13 protein-coding genes are annotated in these 13,957 nt (G+C 73.7%); 11 read left to right on the forward strand and 2 right to left on the reverse strand.

From position 1 onward, the window contains the following. Positions 1-80 precede the first annotated feature (80 nt). From iolC to KRAD_RS13595, 10 genes are all read left to right on the forward strand, one after another. A complete protein-coding gene (gene iolC / locus KRAD_RS13550; protein WP_041292091.1) occupies positions 81-1,085 on the forward strand; it encodes a 5-dehydro-2-deoxygluconokinase in 1,005 nt (334 codons plus the stop codon). Further along, positions 1,078-1,980, forward strand: coding sequence for a Cgl0159 family (beta/alpha)8-fold protein (locus KRAD_RS13555; RefSeq protein ID WP_012086191.1), 903 nt, complete (start codon positions 1,078-1,080; stop codon positions 1,978-1,980). Before iolC ends, KRAD_RS13555 begins: the two co-directional genes overlap by 8 nt. 11 nt (positions 1,981-1,991) lie before the next feature. Continuing rightward, positions 1,992-2,906, forward strand: coding sequence for a 5-deoxy-glucuronate isomerase (gene iolB, locus KRAD_RS13560; protein WP_012086192.1), 915 nt, complete (start codon positions 1,992-1,994; stop codon positions 2,904-2,906). 12 nt (positions 2,907-2,918) lie between these two features. Further along, complete coding sequence (gene iolD / locus KRAD_RS13565) at positions 2,919-4,850, forward strand: 3D-(3,5/4)-trihydroxycyclohexane-1,2-dione acylhydrolase (decyclizing) (protein WP_012086193.1); 1,932 nt, start codon at positions 2,919-2,921, stop codon at positions 4,848-4,850. A 203-nt stretch (positions 4,851-5,053) separates the two neighbouring features. After that, entirely contained in the window at positions 5,054-5,947 is an 894-nt protein-coding gene (locus tag KRAD_RS13570; RefSeq protein ID WP_012086194.1) for a sugar phosphate isomerase/epimerase family protein, read from the forward strand. Between the two features lie 136 nt (positions 5,948-6,083). Beyond that, positions 6,084-7,085, forward strand: coding sequence for a sugar ABC transporter substrate-binding protein (locus tag KRAD_RS13575; RefSeq protein WP_012086195.1), 1,002 nt, complete (start codon positions 6,084-6,086; stop codon positions 7,083-7,085). A 7-nt stretch (positions 7,086-7,092) separates the two neighbouring features. Next, entirely contained in the window at positions 7,093-8,154 is a 1,062-nt protein-coding gene (locus tag KRAD_RS13580; protein ID WP_012086196.1) for an ABC transporter permease, read from the forward strand. Between the two features lie 7 nt (positions 8,155-8,161). Then, positions 8,162-9,010: an ATP-binding cassette domain-containing protein gene (locus tag KRAD_RS13585; protein ID WP_012086197.1), complete on the forward strand. Its 849-nt coding sequence runs from the start codon at positions 8,162-8,164 to the stop codon at positions 9,008-9,010. A 70-nt stretch (positions 9,011-9,080) separates the two neighbouring features. Next, entirely contained in the window at positions 9,081-10,127 is a 1,047-nt protein-coding gene (locus KRAD_RS13590) for a Gfo/Idh/MocA family protein (protein ID WP_012086198.1), read from the forward strand. 12 nt (positions 10,128-10,139) lie between these two features. Next, the gene (locus KRAD_RS13595; protein WP_012086199.1) at positions 10,140-10,994 is read left to right on the forward strand and encodes a sugar phosphate isomerase/epimerase family protein; all 855 of its coding nucleotides are present in this window, start codon (positions 10,140-10,142) and stop codon (positions 10,992-10,994) included. Here KRAD_RS13595 and KRAD_RS13600 read toward each other — a convergent pair. Next, entirely contained in the window at positions 10,954-11,739 is a 786-nt protein-coding gene (locus KRAD_RS13600; RefSeq protein ID WP_012086200.1) for an SDR family oxidoreductase, read from the reverse strand. The two genes, KRAD_RS13595 and KRAD_RS13600, sit on opposite strands and share 41 nt — an antisense overlap. 35 nt (positions 11,740-11,774) lie before the next feature. Here KRAD_RS13600 and sigJ point away from each other — a divergent pair, with 35 nt between their 5' ends. After that, positions 11,775-12,731 carry an RNA polymerase sigma factor SigJ gene (sigJ, locus tag KRAD_RS13605; RefSeq protein ID WP_012086201.1) on the forward strand — a complete coding sequence of 319 codons (957 nt, stop codon included), beginning with the start codon at positions 11,775-11,777 and terminating at the stop codon, positions 12,729-12,731. On the opposite strand, the gene KRAD_RS13610 is transcribed toward sigJ, so the two are convergent. Continuing rightward, positions 12,697-13,911, reverse strand: a complete 1,215-nt coding sequence (locus tag KRAD_RS13610) for an FAD-binding domain-containing protein (protein WP_041292092.1) — start codon at positions 13,909-13,911, stop codon at positions 12,697-12,699. The two genes, sigJ and KRAD_RS13610, sit on opposite strands and share 35 nt — an antisense overlap. Positions 13,912-13,957: the final 46 nt, after the last annotated feature.

Below are 13,957 nucleotides of genomic sequence, written 5' to 3' on the forward strand. Positions count from 1 at the left end.
CTGACAAAGCTTGACAGGCGGGTCTTCCCCGGAGGACGCTCGACCCAGCCACCGCGCCGCTGCGGCCCGGGGCGGCACCGATGATCCGGACTGGGAGGGGACCTCGCGTGAGCACCACGGCCGCGCTGGACGTCGTGACCATGGGCAGGGTCGGCGTCGACCTCTACCCGCTGCAGGACGACGTGGGCCTCGAGGACGTCGAGACCTTCGGCAAGTACCTGGGGGGCAGTGCCACCAACGTCGCCGTCGCCGCCGCGCGGCACGGGCGCGCCACGGCCGTCGTCACCCGCACCGGCAACGACGCCTTCGGGAGGTTCGTCCACCGGGCGCTCGCCGGTTTCGGGGTCTCCGACCGGTTCGTCTCCGGCGTCGAGGGGCTCAACACCCCGCTGGCGTTCTGCGAGATCTACCCGCCGGACCACTTCCCGCTGCTGTTCTACCGCCAGCCCACCGCGCCGGACCTGCAGATCCGCGCCGAGGAGCTCGACCTCGACGCCATCCGCGACGCCGGGGTCTTCTGGACCACCGTCACCGGCCTCTCCGAGGAACCCAGCCGCGGCGCGCACCACGCGGCCTGGGCGGCCCGGGCGCGCAAGCCCCTCACGGTCCTCGACCTCGACTACCGGCCGATGTTCTGGGCCTCCCCGCAGGAGGCGACCGAGCAGGTGCGCCGCGCGCTGCCGCACGTCACCGTCGCCGTCGGCAACCGCGAGGAGTGCGAGGTCGCCGTCGGCGAGACCGAACCCCGCCGGGCCGCCGAGGCCCTGCTGGCCGCCGGGGTGGAGGTCGCGATCGTCAAGCAGGGGCCCAAGGGCGTCCTGGGGGCGACGAGGAACCCCGACGGGGGCACCGCCTTCGTCGAGGTCCCGCCCACCCCCGTCGCCGTCGTCAACGGCCTCGGCGCCGGCGACGGCTTCGGCGGCGCGCTGTGCCACGGGCTGCTCGCCGGCTGGGACCTGGAACGGACCCTGCGCTTCGCCAACGCCGCCGGCGCCATCGTCGCCACCCGGCGCGAGTGCTCCACCGCCATGCCGTTCACCTCCGAGGTGGAGGCCCTGCTCGAGGAGGTCGCCGCCCGTGCCTGACGAGAACGGCTCCTCCACCGGTTTCGCGAAGGACTACGCCGAGGTCGCGGAGATCCGCGCCCGCCACCCCGAACGCATCCTCGAACGCTCCCGGGCCCGGCGCCGCCGCCCCCTGCTGGAGGCCGACGGCCGCCTCATGGTCGTCGCCGCCGACCACCCCGCCCGCGCCGCCAACGGCGTCGGGAAGGACGCCATGGCGATGGCCGACCGCACCGAACTGCTCGACCGGCTGCGGGTGGCGCTCGCCGTCCCCGGCGTCGACGGCCTGCTCGCCTCGGCCGACATCGTCGAGGACCTCACCCTCCTCGGGGCGCTGGAGGGCAAGGTCGTCTTCGGGTCGATGAACCGCGGCGGCCTCCAGGGCGCCACCTTCGAGCTCGACGACCGCTTCACCGGCTACGACGCGCAGGCCGTGCAGGACATGAACCTCGACGGCGGCAAGTTCCTCGCCCGCATCGCCCTCGACGACGCCGGCACCCTGCCGACGCTGACGGCCTGCGCCGACGCCATCAGCGAACTCGCCGCGCGCCGGCTCGTGGCGCTCATCGAACCGTTCTGGTCCAGCCACCGCGACGGCAAGGTCGTCCACGACCTGACCGCCGACGGGGTCGTGAAGTCCATCAACGTGGCGCAGGCGCTGGGCCGGACCACGGCCTACACCTGGCTGAAGATCCCCGTCGTCGAGGACATGGAACGCGTCATGGACGCCACGACGCTGCCGACGCTGCTGCTCGGGGGGGACCCGGCGACCTCGCCGGAGGAGACGTTCGCGACCTGGCGCAAGGCGCTGGCCCTGCCGTCGGTGCGCGGGCTGACCGTGGGGCGGACCCTGCTGTACCCCCCGGACGGCGACGTCGAGTCCGCGGTGAAGACCGCCGTCTCCCTGGTGCGCTGAGGAGCCCGACGATGACCTCCGGAACCGACCCGAACCTCTTCCTCCCCGCCGGGTCCACCGCGGCCGACGGTTTCGACCTCGTCGTGACCCCGGAGTCGGCGGGCTGGGGCTTCTCCGGCCTGCGCACGCTGACGCTGGCCCCGGGGGCCTCCCGCACCTTCCCCACCGGCGAGGACGAACTGCTCGTCCTGCCGCTCTCCGGTGCCTGCTCGGTCACGGTCGCGGGCGAGACCCTCGACCTCGCCGGACGCACCGGCGTCTTCGACGGGGTCACCGACTTCGCCTACGTCGGCCGCGACAGCGAGCTGACGATCTCCAGTGCCGCAGGCGGCGTGTTCTCGTTCCCGGGCGCACGGGCGTCACGCCGCCTGCCCTTCCGGTACGGCCCGGCCTCGGGGGTCCCGGTGGAACTCCGCGGGGCCGGGTCGTGCAGCCGGCAGGTCAACAACTTCGCCACCCCGGCGGCCTTCGAGACCGACAAGCTCATCGCCTGCGAGGTCGTCACCCCCGGCGGGAACTGGTCCTCCTACCCCCCGCACCGCCACGACCGCACCAGCGACGTGGAGAGCGAGCTCGAGGAGATCTACTACTACGAGTTCCGCGCGCTGGCGCCGCAGGGCGTCCCGACGGTTCCCGGGGGCGTGGGCCTGCAGCAGGTCTACGGCGACGCCGAACGCCCGATCCGGGTCCTGGAGGAGGTCGGCTCCGGCGACGTCGTGCTCATCCCGCACGGCTGGCACGGACCGTCGGTCGCCTCCCCGGCCTACGACATGTACTACCTGAACGTCATGGCCGGGCCCGAGGCGGAACGGGCCTGGAAGATCTGCGACGACCCCGCCCACGGCTGGGTGCGGTCGACCTGGGAGCAGCAGGCCGTCGACCCCCGCCTGCCCTTCTACTCCACCCCCGAGCCCGACGAGCACTGAGAGACGATCGAGATGAGCGCGGTACCCCCCAACCCGGCAGTGGTGACGGTGCGGTTGACGGTCTCGCAGGCCGTCGTGCGGTTCCTGCAGGCGCAGTTCAGCGAACGCGACGGCGTGCGCCGGCCGTTCTTCGGCGGCGTGTTCGGCATCTTCGGGCACGGCAACGTGGCCGGGATCGGCCAGGCCCTCCTCGAGGCCGAGGAGGGGGCGCTCGGCGACGACTGGGAACCCCCGGCCCACCTGCGCTACATGACGGGTCGCAACGAGCAGGCGATGGTCCACGCCGCCGTCGGCTACGCCCGGCAGCAGGACCGGTTGCAGACCCTCGCGGTCACCGCGTCGGTCGGGCCGGGATCGACGAACATGCTGACCGGCGCGGCCCTGGCCACGGTCAACCGCATCCCCGTGCTGCTGCTGCCCGCCGACGTGTTCGCGACCCGCGTCGCCTCGCCGGTGCTGCAGGAGCTGGAACAGCCCTACGGCTACGACGTCTCCGTCAACGACGCGTTCCGGCCGCTGTCGAAGTTCTTCGACCGGGTGTGGCGCCCGGAGCAGCTGCCCTCCGCGCTGCTCGGGGCGATGCGGGTCCTCACCGACCCGGCCGAGACCGGTGCGGCGACGATCTGCCTGCCCGAGGACCTGCAGGCCGAGGCGTGGGACTTCCCCGTCGAGCTGTTCCGCGAGCGGACCTGGCGCATCGCCCGGCCCGTCCCGGAGAAGGTCGCGATCGCCGAGGCGGCCGACCTCATCCGTTCCGCGAAGGCCCCGCTCGTCGTGGCCGGCGGCGGGGTCGTGTACTCGCAGGCCACCGAGGCGCTGCGGGCGTTCGTGGAGGCCACCGGCATCCCCGTGGGCCAGTCCCAGGCCGGCAAGGGCGCGATCCGCTACGACCACCCCCTGTCGCTGGGGGCCGTCGGTTCCACCGGCACGACGGCGGCCAACGAGATCGCCGCGGAGGCCGACGTCGTCATCGGGATCGGCACGCGGTACTCCGACTTCACCACCGGCTCGCGGACGGCGTTCCAGAACCCGGACGTGCGGTTCGTGAACGTCAACGTGGCCTCCCTCGACGCGGTCAAGCACGCCGGGCTGCCCGTGCAGGCCGACGCCCGCGAGGCCCTGGAGGCGCTCACGGAGGCCCTGGAGGGTTTCTCCACCCCCGACGCCTACCGGGAGCGCGCCGCGCGCCTGAACCGCGAGTGGGACGCCGTGGTGGACCGGTTCTTCCACTCCGGGATCGGGGAGGCGAAGGGCCTGCTGGCGCAGGCCGAGGTCATCGGCGCCGTCGACGAGGTGGCCGGGGACCGCGACGTCGTGGTGTGCGCCGCGGGGTCGCTGCCCGGGGACCTGCACGCCATGTGGCGCAGCCGCGACCCGAAGCAGTACCACGTCGAGTACGGGTACTCCTGCATGGGCTACGAGATCCCCGGCGGGATCGGGGTGGCGCTGGCCGCCCCGGACCGGGACGTGTTCATCACCGTCGGCGACGGTTCGTTCCTCATGATGCCGACGGAACTGGTGACGGCGGTCCAGGAGGGCGTGAAGGTCATCGTCGTCCTGCTCCAGAACCACGGTTTCGCCTCCATCGGCGCGCTGTCGGAGCAGCACGGTTCTCAGCGCTACGGGACGAGGTACCGCAAGCGGTCGGAGTCCGGGCGGCTGGAGGGGGAGAAGCTGCCCGTCGACCTCGCGGCGAACGTCGAGAGCCTGGGCATCCGGACGCTGCGCGCCGGCACCCGCAAGGAGCTCGTGGCGGCCCTGCAGGACGCCAAGGCCTCTAGGGAGTCGACCTGCGTGTACGTCGAGACCGACCTGTACTCCGAGGCCCCCGACGGCGGCGGCTGGTGGGACGTCCCGGTGTCGGAGGTGTCCCACCTGGAGTCCACCCGGGCCGCGCGGACCTGGTACGAGGGCGAGAAGCGGACCCAGCGCCCGCTGCTCTGACGGGCCGGTCCGCCGGGAAGCGGTTTCCGAGCGGGCCCGTCCGCACCGGTCCCCGCGGGGTCCGGCGCGCCCTCTCCGTGAGGTGCGGGAGAGGTAAGTATGTAACGACAATCGCTTGACAGTGCGCGCTCCGGCGCGCCACAGTTCCCTCGTCGTCCTCCGCGTCCGGAGGACGGCGCACGACGACGTGGAGGACGTTCCCCATGGGCATCACCATCGGCTCCGCCCCCGACTCCTGGGGCGTCTGGTTCGCCGACGACCCGCTGCAGACCCCGGCGTCCCGCTTCCTCGACGAGGTGGCCGAGGCGGGGTACGAGTGGATCGAGCTCGGCCCCTACGGCTACCTGCCCACCGACGCCGCGGAACTCTCCGACGAGCTCGCGAAGCGCGACCTCAAGGTCTCGGCCGGCACCATCTTCGCCGCCCTGCACCGCCCCGACCACTACGACGAGGCCTGGGCCCAGGTCGAGCTCGTCGCGGACCTCACCCGGGCCGTGGGCGGCACCCACCTCGTGGTGATCCCCGGCCAGTGGCGCAGCGACAAGACCGGCGAGGCGCTGGAGCCCCGCGAGCTGGACGAGGCCGGCTGGCAGCGGCTGGCCTCGGGCATGGACCGCCTCGGCGCCGACGTGAAGGAGCGCTACGGCCTGCAGATGGCCTTCCACTCCCACGCCGACACCCACGTCGACACCCAGGACCAGATCGAGCGCTTCCTGGAGATGACCGACCCCGAGGTCGTGAAGCTGTGCCTGGACACCGGCCACGTCAGCTTCTCCGGGGGGGACAACCTGGAGATCATCCGCAGGCACCCCGACCGGATCGCCTACGCCCACCTCAAGCAGGTCGACCCGCAGGTGGTCGCCAAGGTCAAGGCCGAGGACCTCGGCTTCGGCGACGCGGTGAAGCTCGGCGCCATGGTCGAGCCCCCGCAGGGGGTACCGGACATGCCGCCGGTGCTGGCCGCCCTGGAAGATCTGGGGCGTGACATCTTCGCCATCGTCGAGCAGGACCTCTACCCGGTCGCCTTCGACGTCCCCCTGCCCATCGCCCGCCGGACCTGCTCCTACCTCCGCTCCTGCCGCCTCCCGCGGGCCTGACCCCGCCGCGACCGGCCCCGCGGGGGCCGATCGCCCCCGCACCACCCGCACCGCCGCAGGACCGCACCACCCCGTTGAGGAACAGCGGGTTCGGCTCGACCGGGCGAGGAACGCCCGAGGAGAAGGGACCGGATCGATGAGGATTCGCTCGCGCAGGACCACCGTCGCCGCGCTCGTGGCGGTCGCCGCCCTCACGGTGGGCGGGTGCAGCTCGTCCGGCGGCAAGGCCGAGGACACCGCCGACGGAGGTGCCGCCGCCGGTGTCGCCGACACCCCCCGGATGAAGATCGCCATGGTGACCCACGCGGCCCCCGGCGACACCTTCTGGGACATCGTCCGCTCCGGCGCCGAGGCCGCCGCGGCCAAGGACAACGTCGACCTCAACTTCCAGGGGGCCCCGGAGGCCGCGGACCAGGTCAACCTCGTCCAGAGCGCCATCGACTCGAAGGTGGACGGCATCGCCGTCACCTTGGCCAAGGCCGACGCGCTGGCCCCCAGCGTGCAGGCGGCCACCGCCGCGGGCATCCCCGTCGTCGCCTTCAACGGCGGCTTCGAGGAGTGGAAGACCGCCGGTGCCATGGGTTACTTCGGCCAGGACGAGGAGCTGGCCGGTGTCGCCGCGGGTGAGCGGCTGAGCAGCGAGGGCGCCAAGAAGACCCTCTGCGTCATCCAGGAGCAGGGCCACGTCGGGCTGGAGGCCCGCTGCGCCGGGGTCGCCCAGGGCCTGTCCGGCGGCACCACCGAGAACCTCTACGTCACCGGGACCGACATGCCCTCGGTGCAGCAGACCATCACCTCCAAGCTGCAGCAGGACCCCGCCGTCGACCACGTCGTCACCCTCGGCGCGCCGTTCGCCCTCACCGCGGTCAAGGCCGTGGCCGACGCGGGCAGCAGCGCCGAGGTCGCCACCTTCGACACCAACAAGGAGCTCATGGGCTCCATCCAGAGCGGCGACGTGAAGTGGGCCATCGACCAGCAGCCCTACCTGCAGGGTTACCTCGCGGTGGACTCGCTGTGGCTGTACAAGACCAACGGCAACACCATCGGCGGTGGCCAGGCCACGTTGACCGGCCCGGCGTTCATCGACTCCACCAACGTGGACCGCGTCGCCGACTTCGCGGCCAACGGAACCCGGTGACGCACCCGTGAGCACCTCCGTCAGCACGTCGAAGGTCCCGCCCGCGGTGCGGGCCAAGGACGACCGGGTCGCGACCCGCTCGCTGCTCTCGCGGCTGCTGTCCAGGCCCGAGATCGGCTCCCTCATCGGCGCGGTCGCCGTGTTCGTCCTCTTCTGCGTGGTGGCCCCCACCTTCCGCACCGCTCCCTCGCTGGCGACGGTCGCCTACTCCGCCTCCACGATCGGCATCATGGCCGTGGCGGTGGCCCTGCTGATGATCGGCGGGGAGTTCGACCTCTCCGCCGGCGTGGTCGTCACCACGACGGCGCTGGCCGCCTCCACGTTCGCCTACCAGCTGGGACTGAACCTCTGGGTCGGGGTCCTCGCAGCGCTGGTGCTGGCCCTGGGGATCGGCGCCTTCAACGGCTGGCTGCTCATGCGGACGGGGCTGCCGAGCTTCCTCATCACCCTCGGCACGTTCTTCATGCTCCAGGGCCTCAACCTCGGCGTCACCAAGCTGCTCACCGGCGGGGTGTCCTCGGACTCGGTGGCCGACATGGACGGCTTCGCCTCCGCCCAGGCGGTGTTCGCCTCCACGATCGACGTCGGCGGGATCGGCATCAAGATCACCGTCCTGTGGTGGATCCTCTTCGTGGCCATCGCCACCTGGACGCTGCTGCGCACCCGCGTCGGGAACTGGATCTTCGCCGTCGGCGGCGACGACAAGGCCGCCCGCGCGGTCGGGGTCCCGGTGCGGAGGACGAAGATCGGGCTGTTCATGACCGTCGGCTTCGCCGGCTGGTTCGTGGGCATGCACCAGCTCTTCAGCTTCGACTCCATCCAGTCCGGCGGCGGCGTCGGCCAGGAGTTCATCTACATCATCGCCGCCGTCGTCGGGGGGTGCCTGCTCACCGGCGGGTACGGCTCGGCGGTCGGCTCGGCCATCGGGGCGCTCATCTTCGGCATGACCAGCCTGGGCATCGTCTACGCCGGCTGGGACGCGAACTGGTTCAAGCTGTTCCTCGGCGTGATGCTCCTGCTGGCCACGATCGTCAACCTGGTCGTCAAGAACCAGGCCGCGAAGAGGTGAGGACCCGATGAGCCCCCAGTCCCCGAACCCCGAGATCCTCAGCCTCACCGACGTCGGCAAGAGCTACGGCAACGTCCACGCGCTGCGCGGGGTGTCGCTGTCGGTGCGCCAGGGCGAGATCACCTGCGTCCTGGGCGACAACGGCGCCGGCAAGTCGACGCTCATCAAGGTCATCGCGGGCCTGCACCAGCACAGCGAGGGCCGCCTCGTCGTCAACGGCGAGGAGGTGCGCTTCAGCTCCCCGCGCGAGTCGCTGGAGCGGGGCATCGCCACGGTCTACCAGGACCTCGCGCTCGTGCCGCTGATGTCCGTCTGGCGCAACTTCTTCCTCGGCGCCGAGCTCACCACCGGCTGGGGACCGTTCAAGCGCCTGGACGTCAAGCGGATGATCGAGGTCACCGACGAGGAGCTCACGAAGATGGGCATCAGCGTGCCAGACCTCGAGCGTCCCGTCGGCGCCCTCTCCGGCGGGCAGCGCCAGTGCATCGCCATCGCCCGGGCCATCCACTTCGGCGCCAAGGTCCTCATCCTCGACGAGCCGACCGCGGCGCTGGGCGTCAAGCAGTCCGGCGTCGTCCTCAAGTACGTCGCCAAGGCCCGCGACGCGGGGCTGGGCGTCATCTTCATCACCCACAACCCCCACCACGCCTACCTGGTGGGCAACCACTTCGTGATCCTCAACCGCGGCAACGTGTCCCTGGACCGGCCCCGCAGCGGGATCACGCTGGACGAGCTCACCAACGAGATGGCCGGCGGGGCGGAGCTCGAGGCGCTGAGCCACGAGCTGTCCGTGCCGGGCCAGACCCCCGAGCCCGCCCTGGCGGCGGCGCCCCGGGACACCGAGCAGCACCCCTGACCCCTCCAGCAGCACACCCGACGACCCCCGGCGGCCCCGCCGGGGGAGACGACACCCGAGGACGGACCGCATGAGCACGGCGACGCAGACGACCGACCGCACCGCGCGTCAGGGGTACGACCGCGATGTGCGCGTCGCCGTGCTCGGCGTCGGCATGATGGGCCAGGACCACGCCCGCCGCCTCGCCACCCTGACCAAGGGCGCCCAGCTCGTCGCGGTCAGCGACGTGGACGCCGCCCGCACCGACGCGGTCGCCGCCGAGCTCGGCGTCCGCGCCGTGCACGACCCGGCCGCGGCCATCGCCGACCCCGAGGTGGACGCCGTCGTCATCGCGACGCCCGGGTTCACCCACGAGGGTCTGGTGCTGGAGGCCATCGCCGCGGGCAAGCCCACCCTGTGCGAGAAACCCCTCACCACCTCCCCGGAGACCGCCCGCGCGGTCGTCGAGGCCGAGCGCGCCCTGGGCCGCCCCCTCGTGCAGGTGGGGTTCATGCGCCGCTTCGACGCCGAGTACGAGCAGCTGCGCGCGCTCGTCGCCTCGCGCGAGCTGGGCCGGCCGCTGTTCCTGCACTGCGTGCACCGCAACGCCACGACCCCGCCGAACTTCAACTCCGAGATGCTCATCCTCGACTCCGTCGTCCACGAGGTCGACATCGCCCGCTTCCTGCTGGGCGAGGAGATCACCGCGATCACGGTGCTCACCCCGGGCCGCACCGCCCACGCCCCCGAGGGCCTGCAGGACCCGCAGTTCGTGCTCATGGAGACCGCGAGCGGCACCCTCGTCGACGTCGAGATCTTCGTGAACACCACCTTCGGCTACGAGGTCCGCACCGAGCTGGTCGCCGAGCGCGGCAGCGCGATGACCGGCCTGGGCGTCGGGCTGGTCCAGCACTCCGCCGCCGGGTGGGGAGGGCGGATCGCGGCCGACTTCAAGCAGCGCTTCGGCGCCGCCTACGACACCGAGTTCCAGCGCTGGGTGGACGCCGTCCGCAGCGGCGCCGGCGTCGACGGGCCCGGGGTGTGGGACGGGTACGCCGCGGCCGCCGTCTGCGCCGCCGGCGTGCAGTCCCTGCGCACCGGCCGCCGCGTCGAGGTCGACCTCGGCGCCCGGTCCTGAGGAGGCCCGCGGATGCAGATCGCCCTGGACCCCTACATGTTCCGCGACGTCCCGCTGCTGCAGCTGCCGGGAGTGGTTGCCGACCTCGGCTACGAGTGGATCGAGCTCTCCCCGCGCGAGGACTTCATCCCCTTCTTCCGCCACCCCCGCGTCGACCTGGCCGGGGTGCGGGCCTTCCGCAAGGCGCTGGAGGCCGCCGGGGTGGGCGTGTGCTCCACCCAGTTCGTGCAGCGCTGGTCCGGTCCCGGTGAGGACGAGCGCCGGCAGGCGGTGCGCAACGTCAAGCGCATCGTCGAGGTGAGCACGGAGCTCGGCGTCCCCGTCCTGCAGTCGGAGTTCAACGGCCGCCCCGAGCTGCCGGAGGCCAGCGAGGCCCGCTTCTTCGACTCCTTCGAGGAGCTCGCCCCGGTCTTCGAGTCCGCCGGCGTCGAGCTGCGCCTGGAACCGCACCCCGACGACTTCGTCGAGGACGGTTTCCGCGCCGTCGACCTCGTGCGCGGCCTCGACCGGCCCTGGCTGGGGTTCGTCTACTGCACCCCGCACACCTTCCACCAGGGCGGGGACGGACCGGGGATCGTGCGCTACGCCGGCGACCTGGTCCGCCACGTGCACGTGGCGGACTCCTTCGACCCCCGCGGTTCCTCCGGCCTGCGCTACATCGTCAACCCCCCCGGTTCCACCGCCCGCGTCCACCAGCACCTCGACGTCGGCGAGGGCGAGGTCGACGTCGACGGCATCTTCGCGGCCCTGGGCGAGGTCGGCTTCGACGGCGCGGTGTGCTCCAGCGTGTTCGCCTGGGAGGAGCGGCGCGAGGAGTCCAGCCGCTTCATGCGCGCGAGGATCCAGGAACTCGTCGACCGCTGGTGACCCGGGGCTCGCGGGTCAGCCACCGGCCGAACGTCAGCTCCCCCCGGTCGGCGTCGGGATCGGGCAGCAGCGTCCCGTCGCGCAGCGCGCGGCCGAACCCGCCGGGCAGGGGCAGGGCGAGGACGAGGCCGCGGTGCCCGGTGGCCCGGGCCCAGGAACGGGCCGCGTCGGCCATCGCCAGCACCTCCGGCCCGGCCAGGTCGCGCACCCGGCCCGCGGGCCCCCGCTCGGCCAGGGCCACCAGCCGCTGCGCGACCTCGCGCGCCGCGACGGGCTGCGACCTCATCACCGGGACCAGGTGCACCGGCCCGAACGCGGCCCGGCCGTGCAGCTGCCCGGCGAACTCGTGGAACTGGGTGGTGCGCAGCAGCGTCCACGGGACCCGCCCGCCGGCGACCTGCTCCTCCTGGGCGGCCTTGCCCGCGTAGTAGCCGTGCGGGGCCCGGTCGACGCCGACGATGGACAGCGCGAGGTGGTGACCGACCCCGGCGTCCTCCTCGGCCGCGAGGAGGTTCCCCGTCACGGCGGTGAAGAACTCCCGCGCCACCCGCGCTGAGCCCGTCCCCACCGACGTGACGTCCACGACGGCGTCCACCCCGGCGAGGGCCCCGCCCAGCCCGGTCCCGGCGACGAGGTCGACCCCGGTGGAGCGGGCGAGGACGACGGCCTCGTGGCCGTGCTCGCGGGCGACGTCCACGACGTGCTGCCCGACGGTGCCGGTTCCCCCGGCGATCGCGATGCGCATGCCCCTCCGACGACGCAGCGGCCCCGGACGTCAGGATGGGCTCCGGCGGCGAGGAGGGGGAGGTGCGGGTGGACACCGGGGTCGACGACCTGCCCGGAGGGGCCGGGGAGCGCCGGCGGCTGCTGTCGCTGGGCTACCGGATGCTCGGGACGCTGGCCGAGGCCGAGGACGCCGTGCAGGAGACCTACCTCCGCTGGTACCGGCTGAGCGCCGCCGAGCGCGCGGCCGTCGCGAACCCGCCGGCGTGGCTGACCCGCGTCGCGAGCCGGGTCTGCCTCGACGTCCTCGCCTCCGCCCGCCACCGCCGGGAGCGGTACGCGGGGGAGTGGCTGCCCGAGCCCGTCCCCTCGGACCTGTTCTCCGGCACCGTCTCGGGCCGCCCGGCCGTCGACCCGTTCGAGCGGGTCAGCCTCGACGAGTCGGTCAGCACCGCCGTCCTCGTCGTCATGGAGTCGATGACCCCGGCCGAGCGGGTCGCCCTCGTCCTGCACGACGTGTTCGGGCTGCCCTTCGCCGAGATCGCCGACGTCGTCGGCCGCGCCCCCGCGGCGGTGCGCCAGCTCGCCTCCTCCTCCGCCCGCCGCCGCGTCCGCGAGCACGGCGCCGTCGGCGGCGACCGCCGCGAGCACGACGCCGTGGTCCGCGCCTTCGCCCGCGCGGCCGGCACCGGCGACGTCGAGGCGCTGGCGGCGCTGCTCGACCCCTCCGTCGTCCTGCGCTCCGACGGCGGCGGGGTGGTGAGCGCCGCCCGCCGCCCCGTGCGGGGGCGCGACGACGTGGCGCGGTTCCTCCTCGGCGTCGTCCGCAAGAACCCCGCCCTGCGGGTGCGGGAGGTGCGCACCGGCGACGGTCTGGCCCACTGCTTCACCGACGGGGAGGCGGCGCGCGCCGTGCTGAACCTGCGGGTCCGGGACGGGCACGTCCAGGACGTCTGGATCCAGCTGAACCCCGGGAAGCTCAGCGCCTGGGCGCCGAGCGCTCCCACGCGCTGAAGGAGCGCAGCGACCCCGAGCCCGGGCGGCGCAGCCAGGGCCAGGGGTGGCGGGCGACGACGTCGAGGCGGGCCGCGCGGCGGGCGAAACCGGGGACGGGGGCGTGGGTGACGGCGAGGCGGCGCCCGGCGAGCTCCGCGACGGGATCGCCGAGGCGGACCTCGCAGCCGAGCTCGGCGAGGGTCTCGGCGAGGAACACCAGGCGCTTGCCGGACAGCCGCAGCCGGGCCAGCAGCGGCTCGTCGAACACGAACACCGCGGGGACGCCGGGGTGGGCGGCGAGCGCGGGGTCGGTGTCGGCGAGGGACTCCGCGGTGAGCCACACCGCGTCGGGCTCGCCGGTGACCTCGGGGGTGCGGGGGCCGGCGTCGGTGGGTCCGCCGGCGAGGCCCTCGGGGGGCTCCACGCGGGGACCGGCCTCCGTCTCCGGCCAGTCCTGGACCGGGCAGGCCCGCCGCAGCGCGCACGTGCCGCACAGGCCCGGGGCGCGCTTCTCGACCTGCCACCGGCTGAAGCCGTAGACCTTCCCCGTCCCGGTGCCCACGGCCCACTGCCAGCCGAGGCGGTTCGCGGCGGGGGAGCCGTCGAGGAGGTGGCGGTACATCTCCCGCGCGCCCTCGCGCCAGTCCGCCCCGGCCCGCACGGAGTACTGCGAGGCCAGCCACATCCGGGTCTGGTTGACCAGCCAGCCCTCCTCGTGCAGCTCCGCGGTGGTGGTGGCGACGCAGGCCATGTCCTGCGGCCACGGTTCGCGCTCCCACGGCTGCGCGGGCACGGGGGCGGCGAAGCGCAGCGGGCGGGCCGTCGCGGGGCCGAGGCGGGCGTAGAGGTGGCGGGCGTACTCCTGCCACAGCAGCTCGTCGCGGAACTTCGCCCGGTCGCGGGCGGGGGCGTCCCCCGCCGCGGCCCACACCGTCGGCAGCGGGAGCAGCCCGTGGCGCACGTAGGGCGAGAGCCGGGTCGCGCCGCGGCGCTCGGGCGGCCAGACCTCGCTGCGCCGGGCGGCGTAGCCGGTGAGGTCCAGCGCGGCGAGGGCGGCGTCGGCGGCGGCCTGCCCGCCGCGCACGGGCGAGGCCGGCACGGGTTCCCCCGCCGGCTCGCAGGTCAGGTGGCCGAGGTGGGTGGCCACCCAGGCGCGCACGGCGTCGCGCTCGGCGGGCGGGGAGGGCAGGCGGGGCACCCCGTCATCGTCACCCGGGGGTGCGGGGACGGCACCCGCAGCGCCC

The sequence above is a fragment of the Kineococcus radiotolerans SRS30216 = ATCC BAA-149 genome (assembly GCF_000017305.1).
Lineage (GTDB): Bacteria > Actinomycetota > Actinomycetes > Actinomycetales > Kineococcaceae > Kineococcus > Kineococcus radiotolerans.

What these genes read in the sequence shown, in the direction of transcription:
- iolB (WP_012086192.1), top strand. Translation starts at nt 1,992, where the DNA reads ATGACCTCCGGAACCGACCCGAACCTCTTCCTCCCCGCCGGGTCCACC.
- KRAD_RS13585 (WP_012086197.1), top strand. Translation starts at nt 8,162, where the DNA reads ATGAGCCCCCAGTCCCCGAACCCCGAGATCCTCAGCCTCACCGACGTC.
- KRAD_RS13590 (WP_012086198.1), top strand. Translation starts at nt 9,081, where the DNA reads ATGAGCACGGCGACGCAGACGACCGACCGCACCGCGCGTCAGGGGTAC.
- iolC (WP_041292091.1), top strand. Translation starts at nt 81, where the DNA reads ATGATCCGGACTGGGAGGGGACCTCGCGTGAGCACCACGGCCGCGCTG.
- KRAD_RS13595 (WP_012086199.1), top strand. Translation starts at nt 10,140, where the DNA reads ATGCAGATCGCCCTGGACCCCTACATGTTCCGCGACGTCCCGCTGCTG.
- sigJ (WP_012086201.1), top strand. Translation starts at nt 11,775, where the DNA reads ATGGGCTCCGGCGGCGAGGAGGGGGAGGTGCGGGTGGACACCGGGGTC.
- KRAD_RS13570 (WP_012086194.1), top strand. Translation starts at nt 5,054, where the DNA reads ATGGGCATCACCATCGGCTCCGCCCCCGACTCCTGGGGCGTCTGGTTC.
- iolD (WP_012086193.1), top strand. Translation starts at nt 2,919, where the DNA reads ATGAGCGCGGTACCCCCCAACCCGGCAGTGGTGACGGTGCGGTTGACG.
- KRAD_RS13600 (WP_012086200.1), bottom strand. Translation starts at nt 11,739, where the DNA reads ATGCGCATCGCGATCGCCGGGGGAACCGGCACCGTCGGGCAGCACGTC.
- KRAD_RS13575 (WP_012086195.1), top strand. Translation starts at nt 6,084, where the DNA reads ATGAGGATTCGCTCGCGCAGGACCACCGTCGCCGCGCTCGTGGCGGTC.